17 protein-coding genes are annotated in these 14,285 nt (G+C 60.4%); 10 read left to right on the plus strand and 7 right to left on the minus strand.

The window, feature by feature from the left end; translation table 11 throughout:
* The first annotated feature begins 23 nt into the window (after positions 1-23).
* Entirely contained in the window at positions 24-611 is a 588-nt protein-coding gene (locus tag I6L44_RS00380) for a hypothetical protein (RefSeq protein WP_216952956.1), read from the plus strand.
* A gap of 54 nt (positions 612-665) precedes the next feature.
* On the opposite strand, the gene I6L44_RS00385 is transcribed toward I6L44_RS00380, so the two are convergent.
* From I6L44_RS00385 to cutA, 4 genes are all read right to left on the minus strand, one after another.
* Entirely contained in the window at positions 666-1,079 is a 414-nt protein-coding gene (locus I6L44_RS00385) for a hypothetical protein (protein ID WP_042080037.1), read from the minus strand.
* Between the two features lie 70 nt (positions 1,080-1,149).
* Entirely contained in the window at positions 1,150-1,626 is a 477-nt protein-coding gene (locus tag I6L44_RS00390; RefSeq protein ID WP_216952957.1) for an N-acetyltransferase, read from the minus strand.
* A complete protein-coding gene (locus I6L44_RS00395; protein ID WP_216952958.1) occupies positions 1,616-3,415 on the minus strand; it encodes a protein-disulfide reductase DsbD in 1,800 nt (599 codons plus the stop codon). Before I6L44_RS00395 ends, I6L44_RS00390 begins: the two co-directional genes overlap by 11 nt.
* Positions 3,412-3,729 (minus strand): divalent-cation tolerance protein CutA, encoded by a 318-nt coding sequence (gene cutA / locus I6L44_RS00400; protein ID WP_216952959.1) that lies wholly within the window; start codon positions 3,727-3,729, stop codon positions 3,412-3,414. The genes I6L44_RS00395 and cutA overlap by 4 nt, the downstream gene beginning before the upstream one ends.
* Before the next feature lie 244 nt (positions 3,730-3,973).
* Here cutA and I6L44_RS00405 point away from each other — a divergent pair, with 244 nt between their 5' ends.
* Positions 3,974-4,330, plus strand: a complete 357-nt coding sequence (locus I6L44_RS00405; protein ID WP_047436071.1) for a hypothetical protein — start codon at positions 3,974-3,976, stop codon at positions 4,328-4,330.
* Between the two features lie 162 nt (positions 4,331-4,492).
* On the opposite strand, the gene I6L44_RS00410 is transcribed toward I6L44_RS00405, so the two are convergent.
* The gene (locus I6L44_RS00410; RefSeq protein ID WP_064339519.1) at positions 4,493-4,939 is read right to left on the minus strand and encodes a PACE efflux transporter; all 447 of its coding nucleotides are present in this window, start codon (positions 4,937-4,939) and stop codon (positions 4,493-4,495) included.
* A 125-nt stretch (positions 4,940-5,064) separates the two neighbouring features.
* Here I6L44_RS00410 and I6L44_RS00415 point away from each other — a divergent pair, with 125 nt between their 5' ends.
* Entirely contained in the window at positions 5,065-5,946 is an 882-nt protein-coding gene (locus tag I6L44_RS00415; RefSeq protein ID WP_216952960.1) for a LysR family transcriptional regulator, read from the plus strand.
* Between the two features lie 6 nt (positions 5,947-5,952).
* Here the strand turns inward: I6L44_RS00415 and ygfZ are convergent, their stop codons facing one another.
* The gene (ygfZ, locus tag I6L44_RS00420) at positions 5,953-6,861 is read right to left on the minus strand and encodes a tRNA-modifying protein YgfZ (RefSeq protein WP_216952961.1); all 909 of its coding nucleotides are present in this window, start codon (positions 6,859-6,861) and stop codon (positions 5,953-5,955) included.
* A gap of 111 nt (positions 6,862-6,972) precedes the next feature.
* Between ygfZ and I6L44_RS00425 the strand changes: the two genes are divergently transcribed.
* Both I6L44_RS00425 and I6L44_RS00430 read left to right on the plus strand, forming a co-directional pair.
* Positions 6,973-7,242 (plus strand): succinate dehydrogenase assembly factor 2, encoded by a 270-nt coding sequence (locus I6L44_RS00425; protein ID WP_005335417.1) that lies wholly within the window; start codon positions 6,973-6,975, stop codon positions 7,240-7,242.
* A 19-nt stretch (positions 7,243-7,261) separates the two neighbouring features.
* Positions 7,262-7,654, plus strand: a complete 393-nt coding sequence (locus tag I6L44_RS00430) for a protein YgfX (RefSeq protein ID WP_216952962.1) — start codon at positions 7,262-7,264, stop codon at positions 7,652-7,654.
* A gap of 155 nt (positions 7,655-7,809) precedes the next feature.
* On the opposite strand, the gene nadB is transcribed toward I6L44_RS00430, so the two are convergent.
* Positions 7,810-9,417, minus strand: a complete 1,608-nt coding sequence (nadB, locus tag I6L44_RS00435) for an L-aspartate oxidase (RefSeq protein ID WP_005354382.1) — start codon at positions 9,415-9,417, stop codon at positions 7,810-7,812.
* A 182-nt stretch (positions 9,418-9,599) separates the two neighbouring features.
* Between nadB and rpoE the strand changes: the two genes are divergently transcribed.
* From rpoE to lepA, 5 genes are all read left to right on the plus strand, one after another.
* Positions 9,600-10,181, plus strand: a complete 582-nt coding sequence (rpoE, locus tag I6L44_RS00440) for an RNA polymerase sigma factor RpoE (protein WP_042062096.1) — start codon at positions 9,600-9,602, stop codon at positions 10,179-10,181.
* Between the two features lie 22 nt (positions 10,182-10,203).
* On the plus strand, positions 10,204-10,809 hold the full coding sequence (locus I6L44_RS00445; RefSeq protein WP_005340931.1) for a sigma-E factor negative regulatory protein: 606 nt from the start codon (positions 10,204-10,206) through the stop codon (positions 10,807-10,809).
* 21 nt (positions 10,810-10,830) lie between these two features.
* Positions 10,831-11,811: a MucB/RseB C-terminal domain-containing protein gene (locus I6L44_RS00450; RefSeq protein WP_005340930.1), complete on the plus strand. Its 981-nt coding sequence runs from the start codon at positions 10,831-10,833 to the stop codon at positions 11,809-11,811.
* Between the two features lie 100 nt (positions 11,812-11,911).
* The gene (locus I6L44_RS00455; protein ID WP_216954306.1) at positions 11,912-12,373 is read left to right on the plus strand and encodes a SoxR reducing system RseC family protein; all 462 of its coding nucleotides are present in this window, start codon (positions 11,912-11,914) and stop codon (positions 12,371-12,373) included.
* Between the two features lie 116 nt (positions 12,374-12,489).
* Entirely contained in the window at positions 12,490-14,283 is a 1,794-nt protein-coding gene (gene lepA / locus I6L44_RS00460) for a translation elongation factor 4 (protein WP_005335396.1), read from the plus strand.
* Positions 14,284-14,285: the final 2 nt, after the last annotated feature.

Genomic DNA, 14,285 nt, shown 5'->3' on the forward strand with positions numbered 1-14,285 from the left:
GAGACGGGGGGAGGAGGACCAAGATGGAGATAAATGTGGTCGCGTCAGGCGGGCTCAGCCCGCTGGCGCAACGGCAGGGTTCTCCCGCTGTGCAGGCACAGGAGAGGGTTGCAACTTCACCATCAACGGGCAGTGACAGCCTGGTGCGCGACCTTGGCGCTGTGCTGGATGAGCTGGGGCTGTCACCGCAAGGGGAGAGCAGTGGCGGTGGCACTGTTTCAATCAGGGACTCGCTGGAAGCGTTCATCAACACCATGATGGGCTCCCTGCAACGGCAGCAGGAGCAACAGCTGGCATTGCAGCAACAACAGCGGCAAGAGCAGGAACAGCGCAAACTCGCCATCGCCGACAGCAGCGAAAACCCGCTCAAGCGGGATCTGGAGCGCCTGCTGGAGACGCTGGATCAGCAGGGCGGACAGGAAAAAGAGAGCGAGCAAGGAGCCGAGCGTGAAGCGGTCAACCCCTTGCAGAGCCAGCTGACCAAGCTGCTGGAGAGCAGTGGTGCGGCAGAGAGCGGGGTCACCCTCAAGGAGGTGCTGTCAGGGTTGGCCAGCAAGCTGCCGAACGAACCTGCCGAGCGAAAAGGGTATCGGGTCGATACCCAGGTTTGAGCTGGTTGGCAACGGCAGGAGAGTCGTTGCAGAGCATAAGGGGCGGGCAGCCCTTTATTGGGCCGGTTCCGCCAGCCGCCAGCCCTGTTCGTCCTTCATCATCCACACCTCGGCCTCTTGTGGCAGCACCTGGCCCGCCTCGAACTCGCCATATTTGCGCTCGAGCTCCATCAGCCCCATCTCCTGCTGGAAGGGGCCAACCCGGTCGTAGACCAGGTCCTCGTCGTGCAACACCTGCAACTGATCGAGCCCCTGCTTGAAGTGGAGCTGGTAACTCACCTTGACCAGATAGACCCCCTCCATCCGCTCCTCCTTGCCGAGGATGGTGAAGTCGCTGATATCGAACAGGTTGGCGTCTGTCTCGGCCAGCAGCTTGGCGGTGACCTGCTGGCGGATATCCTCTTCACCTGGCCCTGCACTGCAGCCATAAAGCCAGAGGGCTAGCAGGGGGATGAACCACTTTTTCATCAAAACTCCGGACAAGTGCAAAACGAGAGGGGCGATTGTGCCACGCGAATGCGCGGCGGCAAACCTCGGCTCACGGTTCCAGTGAACGTTCCAGCACGATGGCCTCGGCCCGATAACCTGCCAGCTCGCGGCGATAGCACTCGGTGAAGCCTCTGCGCAGCCAGAAGGATAGAGCGCTCTCATTGCTGGCAATCACTGACAGGCGAAGCCGGGTAGCCCCCCATGAGCTTGCCAGCGTGCAGGCGTGAAGATAGAGCGACTGACCACGGCCACTCCCTTGCCAGGGTTCCCCCACCAGTAACAGACCCAGATAGGCGGTGTCTGGATTGGGGTAGCCGCGCAGCAGATCAATGACAGCGGTGAGTTCTCCCTGCTCCCAGCGGCCGATGAGATGTTTGTCGGAGAGAGGCAGGTCGGATGGGCAGGCGACAAGTTCCTCAGAGAGAGGGTCATTGCTCACCGCCGCCTGATAGGAGGGGGCCTGCTCGAACAGCCGCTGCAAGGCAGGTGCATCGCTTGTCTGCAGCCGACGCAACTCAGTGTGCATCACTTACCATCTCGAGATGTTTGGCAAAGGGGATAGGCCCCATAAAACCGGTGACCCGCTGGCCTGTCAGCTCCTTGCCCTCGCGGTCGAAGAAGATGAGGGTCGGCAGCCCCAGCACATTGAGGCCGTTGAGCAGCGCGATATCGGCATCGTCGTTGGCGGTAACATCCGCCTGCAGCAGCACCATCTGGCCGAAGCGCTCCCTCACCGTGGGATCGCTGAAGGTCTTGTGCTCGAACTCCTTGCAGGCGACGCACCAGTCGGCGTAGAGGTCGAGCAGCACCGGCTTGCCGCGAGCGGCGGCCAGCTGCACCTTGAGATCATCCAGCGTCTTGATGCGGATAAACTGAGGTGCCGTTTGACTGGCATCCGCCGTGATGGCAGCAGGGGGGGCCGGTTGCAGCAGATCCTTGCCCACTACCACGGCGCTGATCATCGCCAGCAACAGCACGAAGCCGCGCACGCTTTTGGCCACCGAGTGGGGCTGGTGCTGGTTGTGGTGATAGAGATAACCGCACAGCAGCAGCCCCCAGCCGAGCCAGGCGAGAGTGGCAATCTGGTCGCTCCAGAGCCGTGACAGCAGCAGGATCGGCACTGCCAGCAGGGCGAAGCCAAACAGCTGCTTGATCACATCCATCCAGGCGCCCGCCTTGGGCAGCAGCTTGCCACCCGAGGTGCCGAGCAGCAGCAGCGGCAGACCCATCCCCAGTGACAGCGCATAGAGCGCCGCCCCGCCGAGCCAGAGATCGCCGCTCTGGGCCACGTAGATCAGTGCCCCCGAGAGCGGCGCCGTGGTGCAGGGTGAGCAGACCAGCCCGGAGATCATCCCCATGATGGCGACCCCGACCACAGAGCCGCCCTGCTGGCGGTTGGAGAGACTGGAGAGCCGAGTTTGCAAACTGCTCGGCAGTTGCAGGGTGTAGAGCCCGAACATGGAGAGGGCCAGCAGCACGAACATCACCGAGAGGGCGATCAGCACATAGGGATGTTGCAGCGCCGCCTGGAATTTCAGCCCTGCCGAGGCCACTACCAGCCCCAGCAAGGTGTAGGTGACCGCCATCCCCTGCACATAGACCATGGAGAGCAGGAAGGCGCGACCGGTAGAGAGGCGATGGCCGGCACCGGCGATGATGCCGGTCAGGATGGGGTACATGGGGAAGACGCAGGGGGTGAAGGCGAGCCCCAGCCCCAGCGCGAAGAAGGCGACGATGCTGAGCCAGAACCCCTGATGGCCGAGGGCTGCGGCCAGCTGATCTTGCTGGCTAACCGGTGCGACGCTTTGTGCCGTTTCAGCAGTGGACGCTGTGGCTGCCGTGACCAGCGGGGCCACATCGATCAGCTTGTCGGTCGGCGGGTAGCAGAGGCCGTCGGTACAGCCCTGATAGCGCACCCGCAGGGTGGCATTTTCCCCCACCTCCTTTAGCGGCACCGCGATGCTCACCTGCTGGTAGTAGACCCGGGTCTTGCCGAAGAAATCATCCTCGTGCTCGGTTCCTTCCGGCAGAGCTGGCTCGCTGAAGGTGAGGTTGTTTCCCTTGAAGCGCAGGCTGTGGCGATAGAGGTAGTAGTCGTCGGCGATATGGAGGGTCAGCAGCAGCTGATCGCCACGCTGTTCGCTCTCGATCTGAAAGGCCTCATCGACCTGCAAAAATTTGGGTTTGGCATTGGCCTCAATGCCCAGCGAGCTGAGCAGATCGGCGCCGCTGGCGTGGGCTGGGGAGCTGCCCATCGCTGTCATCAGCAGGGCACAGAGCAGCAACAGGGGAGAGAGCAAGCGGTTGAATGTCATGGGGTCTCCCCATTGAGCCAGTCGAGATAGGCGGGTAGTCCGGCACTCACCGGCAGGGCCAGCAGCTCGGGCACTTCATAGGGGTGATTGGCCTGAATACATGCCTGCAGCTCGGCAAAGCGCGACTGGCGGGATTTGATGATGAGCTGGATCTCGGTGGCGCGCTCCACCTTGCCTTGCCAACGATAGACGGAGGTAATGCCCGGCAGTTGATTGATGCAGGCGGCCAGTCGCTGGTTCAGCAGCTGTTCGCAGAGAAGGTCGGCACTGGTTTGATCTGGGCAGGTGCAGAGCACCACAATGGCGTCGGTCATAAAGCGGATCTTCACCTCGTTGGGGTAAACCGGGCAGGCGCCCTTGCTGTCTCATCCATTTACGCGGATGAAGGTGAAAAAAGCGCCCGAAAATCAGCGGCTACTATACCCCAGAGCCGCTTCAAATAGCATCTGTAGCCATTTGTGAGCCAGCGCCAAAAATTTGTGGGGGGCATGAGATAGACGCTGTCATGGGGACAGGGCAGAATGAGCGGGCTTGTTCCCAATTGACGTAAGGAAATGTATGACCCAACAGAATGAGCAGCAGAGAAACCGCATGTTGAGCCTGCTGCGCGAAGGTGAGCGCCGCATGTTGGTTCAATTGGCCGGGCTGCTGCGCACGACCGCCGATGAAATCAATGCCGAGCTGGAGAAAGAGGAGCTGATGGCCACCCTGGAGCAGCCCATCACGGTGGAGTATCTCAACGGCGTGGTGCAGCACCATCTGTTCGAGCGCAAACACAAGGGAGATATGGCGGTTGCCCAGCAGATCCTGAGCGATTATCAGAGCGAGCTGGAAGCGCTGCAGGCCGCTCAGGCCCAGCCTGAAGAGGCTGTCGCTGCCGACGAGAGCGGCGAAGAGCTCAAGGCCCAGGCTTGAGCGACGGGCAGGCCTGAATCCTTACCTCTGAATCAGCCGGCCTGCCAGCGCTGATCCCTCTTTCGGCCCCATCATGTCTGCCATGATGGGGCCGTGTCGTTTCTTCTGTAGTCTTTTCTTGTTGCCCTTCACTTCTCGGTTTCAATCCAACGGATTCGTGCCTTAGCGCGCCCCTTGTGGCATGCCGTGCGGTACTTCGCGGGGGATGGGGAACACCTTGTCATAGCCCCAGTTGTAGACGAAGGCATAGATCAGGTAGAAGACGACGAAGCCCAGATCCAGCACCAGCGCCTCCAGCAGGCTGACGCTCAGCCACCAGGACATGACAGGCAGCGCGACGATCAGCAGACCGCCCTCAAAGCCGAAGGTATGCAGCACCCGTTGCCACAGGGTTTTGTGGGTATGGCCCTGATATTTGAGCAGCAGCTTGTCGACCCCGATGTTGTAGATGTAGTTCCAGACGGTGGCCAGCACCGAGAAGAACAGTGCCAGCGGGCCCATATGGTTGAGCCCGACCCCGGTAACCCAGCTGGCCAGCGGGGCGGCAATCAGCAGGCCAATGAATTCAAAGCCAATGGCATGGCGCAGGCGATCGTTACGGGTACGCATAAGTCACTCTCTCAATCAGGTTCATTCACGAATTGCAGGTTAATCTATAGAACTTTAGCGATAGATTCATGTTGGTATCCATCGCTAAAATAGATGGATGAGAGAGCTTGCCGGAGGGCCACAAGATGACGCCATCACTGGAACAACTGAGGATCTTGCTGGCGGCCGCCGAAACCGGCTCGTTTTCCGCTGCCGCCCGCAAGCTGGGCAAGGCGCAGTCGGTAGTGAGCAGCGCCATCGCCAATCTGGAGATCGATCTGGCGCTCACCCTGTTTGACCGCAGCGGCCGCTATCCGCAACTGACGGACGCGGGGGCCCGCATGGTGCAGGAGGCGGGGATCCTGCTGGCGCAGAGTGAACGGTTGCAGTCCATTGCAGGGGAGCTGGCGGCCGGGGTGGAGACGCGCCTCACCCTGGCCATCGATGATGACTCCCACCTCCCCTGGCTCGGCACCCTGCTGGAGGAATTCGCCACTCGTTACCCGACCGTGGAGCTGGAGCTGCTCTTCCCGCTGATGGAGGATGTGACCGAGATGTTGGTGACCGGCCGGGCCCAGCTCGGCATCAGTTATCAGAAGGTGCATCCCCAGCGAGAGATTGTCGCCCATTCGCTGGGGGAGGTGACCATGCCGCTGGTGGTGTCACCGGATCATCCGCTGGCCCGCAAGCAGCCGCTGCGGGAGGTCGATCTGCAGGGGGCGCGTCAGCTGATGGTGACCGGCCGACGGGAAGGGAGCGAGCGTCAGCGTTTTCGCATTTCGGCTCAGGTGTGGTGGGTCGAGGGGGATCTCGGGGTGCTGGAGCTGGTCAAGCGGGGCCTTGGCTGGTCCGCCATTCCGGAATTTCTGCTGCATCAACCGCTGAAGCGGGGCGAAGTGGTGGTGCTGGAGCCGGACTTTATCGCCAGCCACGCGCTGGCGCTGGAGTTGCAGTGGCATCGCGCCCGCCCGCTGGGGCAGGCGGGGCGCTGGCTGAAGGAGGCACTGCTGGCGCGCGTGCCTCGCTAGCCGACCTTACTCGGTCAGGGCGTAAGGCAGGGGTTGTAGGGTGAGGCGGGAGCCTTCGTCCTGCTTGAGGCGGAATTGGGCGTCAGCCTCGGTATCTTTCGGTAGCACGGCGGTGAGCCACACCTGCCCGGCCTGTTGCCAGGCGTTGAGCACCATGCCGCTGCGGCGCCAGTTGTCACCCAGTTGCAGCTCCAGGGTATCGCCGCTGGCGACCGGCTCGCCGGTAGTCCCCGCCAGCAGGAACAGAGCGCGGTTGTTGGCGCCGCGATATTTGGCGCGGGCCACCGTCTCCTGCCCCATGTAGCAGCCCTTGTTGAAGCTGATGCCGTCCAGCGCCTGCAGGTTGAGCATCTGCGGGATGAACTCCCCCTGATGCACCGCCTCCATGTGTGGCAGGCCCGCCTTGATCTCGAGCCCCCACCAGAGTGACTCGTCACCTTGCGGCAGGGCGTCGGCTTGCTGATTGCTCACCAGCAGCCAGCGATCCTGCTCAATCTTCACCGCCATGCCGCCGTCGATAAGACCGCTCTGCAGAAGGCCAAACTGCGCGGCGATCCAGCCATCGCTGCCCGTACCGGCGATCCCTGTGGCGTGACGCTCATCGGCGGCGATCTCGACCTTGGAGAAGACGGCAAATTTCTTCAGCTCCGGCAACTGACGTTCCAGCACTGAAGGGCTGGTCAGCAGCAGCAGGCTGTCGTCGAGACAGAGCAGGCGGAAATTGCTCCACAGCTTGCCCTTGGGATCACAGTGGCCGCCCGGGGTCTGTTGCCCCGGTTGCAGGGCGTTGACATCACAGGTGACCTGACCTTGCAGATATTTGGCGCGATCCTGGCCGCTGATACGGGTGATGGCCAGCTTGGTCAGGGGGAAGCGGGTCGGCTCGGCAGGAAAAACAGGTGGTTGCAGGCTCACGATGGTATTCCAGAGAGAAAGTATGTGAGCTGCATGGTAAAGACGTAACTAATGTTTGTCAGCCGGAAAATCCAGCTGGTACCATCCCTCGGTCTTTGTAAGGAGAGTGCCATGTTGAGCCCAGTTGAAAAATCCCGCCTGAAGTGGGCCTGCCGTCGCGGTATGCTCGAGCTGGATGTGATCTTTATGCCCTTTTTCGAACACGAGTTCGACTCCCTGAGCGAAGCCGATCAGCAGACTTTTATCCGCCTGCTGGCGAGCGACGATCCGGATCTGTTCAAATGGTGCATGGGTCATGGTGTACCTGCCGATCCCGCATTTGCCGCCATGATCCCGATGATCCTGGAGCGCAATCAGGCGCGCCACGACCGCCAGGGGTAATACCGTGGAGCGGGTGATCATGACGGTTCACCCCTCCCGCCATCAGCAATATTTGCTGGTGGCCCTCTTTCTGTTGCTGCTTTGGCCGGTGGCTGGCCTGATTGCCGGTTGGCAGTGGGCGCTGTTGCTGCCCGTCTGGCTGGTGGCGCTCTGGCTGAGCTGGCGGGCGCTCGCCGAGCCCCCGTTCGAGCTTGTCTGGGATGGCCAGTGGCTGCAGTGGCAAGGTCGTCGCTATCAGCTCGACAAGAAAAGCCGCATTCTGCCCGGCGTGCTCAGGCTGGCGCTTTGCCCCGAGCCGGAAGGCTCTGAATCGGCGTCGCCACGGCAATTGTGGCTCTTCTCCGATGCCCTTCCCCCCGAACATTACCGCCTGCTGGCGCGAGCCATCCACTTTCTGCCGTCTCGGCGCTGACGCCTGCTTTCCGTGATGACCATGCGCTGATTTATCGCGATAAGCTGCTGCAATGTGGCTGGCGGCGCTCTTTTTGTGGCTGAAAAGCGGTTGAAAACAAGTGACCCCGCCGGGGCGGGGTCACTGATAGCTGCAACGCTTGGCGGGAAGGGGGATTAATCCCGCTCCGGGGTCAGCACAGTCGGCTTGGAGTCCGGTAGCATATCCGGATAATCCAGGTTGTAGTGCAGGCCGCGCGACTCCTTGCGCTGCAGGGCGCAGTTGACGATAAGTTCGGCCACCTGCAGCAGGTTGCGCAGCTCCAGCAGGTTGTTGGAGACACGGAAGTTGGCGTAGTACTCCTGCACTTCCTGCTTGAGCAGGTCGATGCGGCGCTTGGCGCGGGCCAGGCGTTTGTTGGTACGCACTATCCCCACGTAGTCCCACATCATCAGCCGCAGCTCGTGCCAGTTATGCTGGATCACCACCAGTTCGTCGGAATCTTCCACCTTGCTCTCGTCCCACACCGGCAGGCGCGGCGGCTCCACGCTCATCGGCAGCTTGGCCAGAATGTCGGCCCCCGCCTGATGGGCATAGACCACGCATTCCAGCAGGGAGTTGGATGCCATGCGGTTGGCGCCGTGCAGACCGGTGTAGGTCACTTCACCGATGGCGTAGAGGCCGGGGATATCGGTCTGGCCGTTGTTGTCGATCATCACGCCGCCACAGGTGTAGTGGGCGGCCGGCACGATGGGCATCGGCTCCTTGGTGATGTCGATTCCGACTGCAAGGCAGCGCTCATAAATGGTCGGGAAGTGCTTGATGATGAAATCGGCCGGTTTGTGGCTGATGTCCAGATACATGCAATCCGCCCCGAGCCGCTTCATCTCGTGGTCGATGGCGCGGGCGACGATATCCCGCGGCGCCAGCTCGGCCCGCTCGTCAAACTCCGGCATAAAGCGGCTGCCGTCCGGGCGGCGCAGATAAGCCCCCTCGCCACGCAGCGCTTCGGTCAGCAGGAAGTTGGGGTCATCGGGGTGGAACAGACTGGTGGGGTGGAACTGGTTGAACTCCAGGTTCGCCACCCGGCAGCCGGCCCGCCATGCCATCGCGATGCCATCGCCAGAGCTCACATCCGGGTTGGAGGTGTACTGGTAGACCTTGGAAGCACCACCGGTCGCCAGTGCCACGAAACGGGCACGGATCACCTCGACCTGCTCGGCGTTGCGGTTCCAGACGTAGGCGCCCAGTACCTTGTTGCCCGGCAGGTTGAGCTTGCGGGTGGTGATGAGGTCGACCGCGTTGAAGCGCTCCATCAGCTGGATATTGGGGTGAGCGCGCACCTGATCGATCAGGGTGAGCTGCACCGCCTTGCCGGTGGCATCCGCCGCGTGGAAGATGCGGCGATGGCTGTGGCCCCCTTCCCGGGTGAGGTGGTACTGGGACTCGCCGTCGGCGTTCTCCTCCTGATCGAAGGGGACCCCTTGCTGAATGAGCCACTGAATGGATTCGCGGGCGTGGCGAGCGGTGAACTCCACCACTGCCGGGTCACACAACCCGGCGCCCGCGTTGAGCGTGTCGCTCACGTGGGATTCGATGCTGTCGGTTTCGTCGAAAACGGCAGCGATGCCTCCTTGCGCATAGAAAGTGGCCCCTTCACTGATGGGCCCCTTGCTCAGAACCAGGACTTTGGCGTGGTCTGCCAATCGCAACGCGAGGGACAAACCAGCGGCACCGCTGCCAATGATCAGTACATCGCAAAGGTATTCAACACTTGCTTTCATAAGTATCATTGGCCTGGATTAAGAACTGGCACCATGGTAGCCCAAGCGAGGGCGAGGATGCAGCCTGCATCACATTTTTTTCAATTGAAGCGAACTTTCTCTGATTCTCCCTGTCTGAACTTGTGCGCTTAGGAAGGGCCGGAAAAGAAGAACGATAACCTGATGGGGGTTTTACGGCTCTGATGAGCGACCAGAATCTACTGGACGAACAACTGGTTGAACGGGTCCAGCGCGGCGATAAAGCAGCTTTCAACCTGTTGGTAAAAAAATACCAGCAAAAGGTGGTCAACCTGGTTGCCAGGTATGTCAACAATCCCGGCGATGTGCCCGATGTGGCACAAGAGGCCTTCATAAAAGCCTACCGGGCATTGCCGACATTCCGTGGCGAGAGTGCTTTTTACACTTGGTTGTACCGAATTGCCGTGAACACGGCGAAGAATTATCTGACCTCCCAGGGGCGCAGGCCGCCCAGCAGTGATGTGGAGGCTGACGAAGCGGAGTCTTATGGCGGTGGTGAAGCCTTGCAAGAGGTCTCAACCCCCGAAAACCTGGCGCTGACTGACGAGATCAAACGCACCGTGTTTTCAGCCATAGAGGCATTGCCGGAAGACCTGAGGACAGCGATCACCCTTCGCGAACTGGAAGGGCTGAGCTATGAAGAGATTGCCGAAATCATGGATTGCCCTGTGGGTACGGTCAGATCCCGTATCTTCCGGGCGAGGGAAGCAATCGATAAAAAGCTGCAACCTCTGATCGAGAATTAACTGGGGAAAGACGGGTTAACTTATGGCAAATAAAGAGCAAATCTCTGCCCTGATGGATGGTGACCTGAGTGACGCAGAGGTACTGAACGAGCTGGAGATGGACTCCGACTTGCAAGCTACCTGGGGTCGTTACCACCTGATCGGCGATGCCATGCGGGGTGACCTGCCGGTCAATCTGCAACTGGATCTCAGTGACAGCATCATGGCTGCACTGGAAGATGAGCCCACCATACTGGCACCCAAGCCGGTTGAGACTGCGTCGGTGGTACAACCGGTCGTTGCACCGATCAAGACAGATTCCAACAATGTGGTGCCCCTGTTTCGTCGGGTCGGCCAGCAGCTGGGACAATATGCCATCGCAGCCTCTGTGGCCGCGGCCGTGATTTTCGGGGTGCAACAGTACCAGGGTCAGGACGGCGTACCGAACAACCCTGTGCTCAATACCATACCTATCGGTGGCAGTGCTGCGCCAGTGAGCGTCCACTATCCGCAAGAGGGTAACCGCGTTCGGCCGCAACAGGGAATGACCGAACAGCAGATGCAGGAGCAGCGTGAACGTATCAATGCCTTCCTGCGTGATCACCAGTTACAGCAGCGCCTGTTGCAAGACAGACAGATCCAACAATAACGAGTTGTCAGGGATATAAACGTGCGCCAGTACAGCCGTATTTTGCTGGCCTCTCTCCTGCTGATCAGCGCCAAGGCCTCGGCCGACGACAAGTCGGCCGAGGCCTTGTTGCAGCAGATGCAGAGTGCCGTGCAGCAACAGAATTTCGAGTTGTCTATGGTCAAGGCCCGTCAGGGGCGTCTTGAGCCGATCCGGATCAGCCATGCCGTGATTGATGGTAAGGAGGTAGCCCACCTCAGTTACCTTGACGGCAAGGCCATCGAGTATCTCCAGCGTCAGAACGAGTTCACCTTTTTCGAGAACAGCCATGACCCCTACACCTTGAAGGATGCCCGCTTCCCCGGTATCTGGTCGACCCTGGTAAAGATGCCGCTGGCACAGGTGCTGGAGAGTTATGATCCTGTGCTGGCTGGCCGTAGCCGGGTGGCTGGCGAGGTCACTCAAGTCGTCAGATTAGTGCCCAAAGAAGCTGACAAATATGGTTTTGTACTCTGGATTGACGAGCGTAGTCACCTGTTGCTGCGAGTCGATATGGTGGAGCGGGAGGGCAGTTTGGTGGAGCAGGTGCTGGGAGTTGATTTGCAATTGCAACAGAAACCGTCCCCCTGGTTGGTTAGGCTGGCAAACAGCAAGCAGCCTCCAGCGCTTGCACTGGAGGATGCCTATCCAGCACCGCAACAGCAGTTGAACTGGCAGATCACCTGGTTGCCCGATGGCTTCAAGGTGCTGTCGCAAGACCGGCACCAGCTGGTGACCACCAGTATGCCGGTGGATTACATGATGCTCTCCGACGGGCTGGTGGATCTCTCGGTCTACGTCTCCCGGGTTGATCCCAAGCAGGCGGTGCGCCAGCAGCTGATCCGCCAGGGGGCGACTTCGCTGGTGAGCTATGTCAACGAGGTGGGGGTCGAGATCACCGTGGTCGGTGAGGTGCCGGCCGAGACCGCCAAGCGCATCGCCGAGTCGGTGCAGCCGCTGGCTCGCAACGAAGCGGTGCAGTGAGTCCATGTTCTGGGTTCACAGTAGTGTGCGGCTTGCCGTTGGCTGTGAGTCGTGTTCAGATCCTGCCATTGCATGAGCACGAGGTGTTGCCGTGAATGAGATGAGTGAAGAGCTGGCGACCGTGGTGGCCATTGAGGGTGACCATGCTTGGGTGGAGTGCGAGCGTCGCTCCGCCTGCAGTGGTTGTCAGCAGCAATCCAACTGCGGTACCGGCACCGTGGCCAAGGCATTTCCCCTAAAAGCTCCCCGCTTGCGGGTCAGGCTGACCGCCGAGGTGCGGGTTGGCCAGCAAGTGAGGCTCGGTATCCCGCAAGAGAGTCTGCTGCGCGGGGCGGCGCTGGTCTATGTGTTGCCGCTGTTTTGCCTGCTTGCTGGCGCCTTGCTGGGGCAGCTCTGGCTGGCACCGCTGCTCTCGGGGGGGGAGGGGATCACCATTATCTGCTGCCTGCTTGGGGGCGTGCTGGGCTTTTTACTGGTTCGTTACTTTTCCAACCGCCTGGATCAGGGGTGCTACGGCCCGCAGATGCTCGGCGTGGTCGTCCCTGTCCGCATCCTCCCCTGACTGAACAGGCGCTATTTCACTGGCGCTGGCGACTAAAGAATGGCCGTCAGCCGGGTTATCCAGTAAAATCGCGCCTCCATAACTGACCTTAACTAATTTTGAGTGACTCTTGCTCGATGAAACACATTCGTAACTTTTCGATTATTGCGCACATCGACCACGGTAAATCGACCCTGTCGGACCGTCTGATCCAGACTTGCGGTGGCTTGTCCGACCGCGAGATGCAGGCTCAGGTGCTTGACTCCATGGATCTGGAGCGCGAGCGCGGCATTACCATCAAAGCACAGAGTGTGACCCTGAACTACCAGGCACAAGACGGTAACACCTACCAGCTGAACTTTATCGACACCCCGGGCCACGTGGATTTCTCCTACGAGGTCTCCCGCTCTTTGGCGGCCTGTGAAGGGGCGCTGCTGGTGGTGGATGCCGGCCAGGGGGTTGAGGCACAGACTCTGGCCAACTGCTATACCGCCATGGAAATGGATCTGGAAGTGGTGCCGGTGCTGAACAAGATTGACCTGCCGGCCGCAGAGCCGGAGCGGGTTGCCGAGGAGATCGAAGACATCGTCGGTATCGACGCGGTCGATGCGGTGCGCTGCTCCGCCAAGACCGGTCTGGGTGTTGACCTGGTGTTGGAAGAGATCGTCGCCAAGATCCCGGCGCCGGAAGGTGACCCGGATGCCCCGCTGCAGGCGCTGATCATCGACTCCTGGTTCGACTCCTATCTGGGCGTTGTCTCTTTGGTGCGGATCAAGAACGGTTCCCTGAAGAAGAACGACAAGATCAAGGTGATGAGCACCGGTCAGGTGTGGGGTGTCGATCGTATCGGTATCTTCACACCCAAGCAGGTGGATACTCAGGGTCTGGGTTGCGGCGAGGTAGGTTGGGTTGTCTGCGGTATCAAGGACATCCACGGCGCGCCGGTGGGCGATACCCTGACTCAGGCCAAGAACGGTGCCGACAAGGCGCTGGCTGGCTTCAAGAAGGTGAAGCCGCAGGTTTATGCGGGTCTGTTCCCTATCTCCAGCGATGACTACGAGTCGTTCCGTGACGCCCTCGACAAGCTCTCCCTGAACGATGCCTCCCTGTTCTTCGAACCGGAGAGCTCCACTGCGCTGGGCTTCGGCTTCCGTTGCGGCTTCCTCGGCATGCTGCACATGGAGATCATTCAGGAGCGGCTGGAGCGTGAATACGATCTGGATCTGATCACCACGGCGCCGACAGTAGTGTATGAGATCGAGCTGACCGACGGCTCCACCATCCATATCGACAGCCCGGCCCAGATGCCTGCCATCACCAGCATCAAGGAGATGCGCGAGCCGATCGCCGAGTGTCACATCCTGCTGCCGCAGGAGTACATGGGCAACGTGATCACCCTCTGTATCGAGAAGCGTGGCGTGCAGACCAACATGGTCTACCACGGCAAGCAGGTGGCACTGACCTATGAAATCCCGATGGCGGAAGTGGTGCTCGACTTCTTCGACCGTCTGAAATCCACCAGTCGCGGTTACGCCTCGCTGGATTACGGCTTCAAGCGTTTCGAAACCTCCGACATGGTCCGTCTGGACATCATGATCAACGGTGAGCGCGTCGATGCCCTGGCCATCATCACCCACAAGGACAACGCCCAGTATCGCGGTCGTCAGGTGGTGGAGAAGATGCGCGAGCTGATCCCGCGCCAGATGTTCGATATCGCCATTCAGGCGGCCATCGGCAACCAGATCATCGCGCGCAGCACCGTCAAGGCGTTGCGTAAAGACGTAACCGCCAAGTGTTACGGTGGTGACGTGAGTCGTAAGAAGAAACTGCTGAACAAGCAGAAAGAAGGTAAGAAGCGGATGAAGTCCCTCGGCCGTGTCGACGTGCCGCAGGAAGCCTTCCTCGCGATTCTCCACGTCGGAAAGGATTAATA

Source organism: Aeromonas sp. FDAARGOS 1414, from assembly GCF_019047065.1.
Classification (GTDB): domain Bacteria; phylum Pseudomonadota; class Gammaproteobacteria; order Enterobacterales; family Aeromonadaceae; genus Aeromonas; species Aeromonas veronii_A.

Bases quoted from the DNA above. Each gene is read 5' to 3' on its own strand.
- I6L44_RS00390 (WP_216952957.1), bottom strand. From the start codon at position 1,626: ATGCACACTGAGTTGCGTCGGCTGCAGACAAGCGATGCACCTGCCTTG.
- I6L44_RS00425 (WP_005335417.1), top strand. From the start codon at position 6,973: ATGTTGAGCCCAGTTGAAAAATCCCGCCTGAAGTGGGCCTGCCGTCGC.
- I6L44_RS00445 (WP_005340931.1), top strand. From the start codon at position 10,204: ATGGCAAATAAAGAGCAAATCTCTGCCCTGATGGATGGTGACCTGAGT.
- I6L44_RS00455 (WP_216954306.1), top strand. From the start codon at position 11,912: ATGAGTGAAGAGCTGGCGACCGTGGTGGCCATTGAGGGTGACCATGCT.
- I6L44_RS00415 (WP_216952960.1), top strand. From the start codon at position 5,065: ATGACGCCATCACTGGAACAACTGAGGATCTTGCTGGCGGCCGCCGAA.
- I6L44_RS00385 (WP_042080037.1), bottom strand. From the start codon at position 1,079: ATGAAAAAGTGGTTCATCCCCCTGCTAGCCCTCTGGCTTTATGGCTGC.
- nadB (WP_005354382.1), bottom strand. From the start codon at position 9,417: ATGAAAGCAAGTGTTGAATACCTTTGCGATGTACTGATCATTGGCAGC.
- I6L44_RS00430 (WP_216952962.1), top strand. From the start codon at position 7,262: ATGACGGTTCACCCCTCCCGCCATCAGCAATATTTGCTGGTGGCCCTC.
- rpoE (WP_042062096.1), top strand. From the start codon at position 9,600: ATGAGCGACCAGAATCTACTGGACGAACAACTGGTTGAACGGGTCCAG.
- I6L44_RS00405 (WP_047436071.1), top strand. From the start codon at position 3,974: ATGACCCAACAGAATGAGCAGCAGAGAAACCGCATGTTGAGCCTGCTG.
- cutA (WP_216952959.1), bottom strand. From the start codon at position 3,729: ATGACCGACGCCATTGTGGTGCTCTGCACCTGCCCAGATCAAACCAGT.
- I6L44_RS00410 (WP_064339519.1), bottom strand. From the start codon at position 4,939: ATGCGTACCCGTAACGATCGCCTGCGCCATGCCATTGGCTTTGAATTC.
- lepA (WP_005335396.1), top strand. From the start codon at position 12,490: ATGAAACACATTCGTAACTTTTCGATTATTGCGCACATCGACCACGGT.
- I6L44_RS00395 (WP_216952958.1), bottom strand. From the start codon at position 3,415: ATGACATTCAACCGCTTGCTCTCTCCCCTGTTGCTGCTCTGTGCCCTG.
- I6L44_RS00380 (WP_216952956.1), top strand. From the start codon at position 24: ATGGAGATAAATGTGGTCGCGTCAGGCGGGCTCAGCCCGCTGGCGCAA.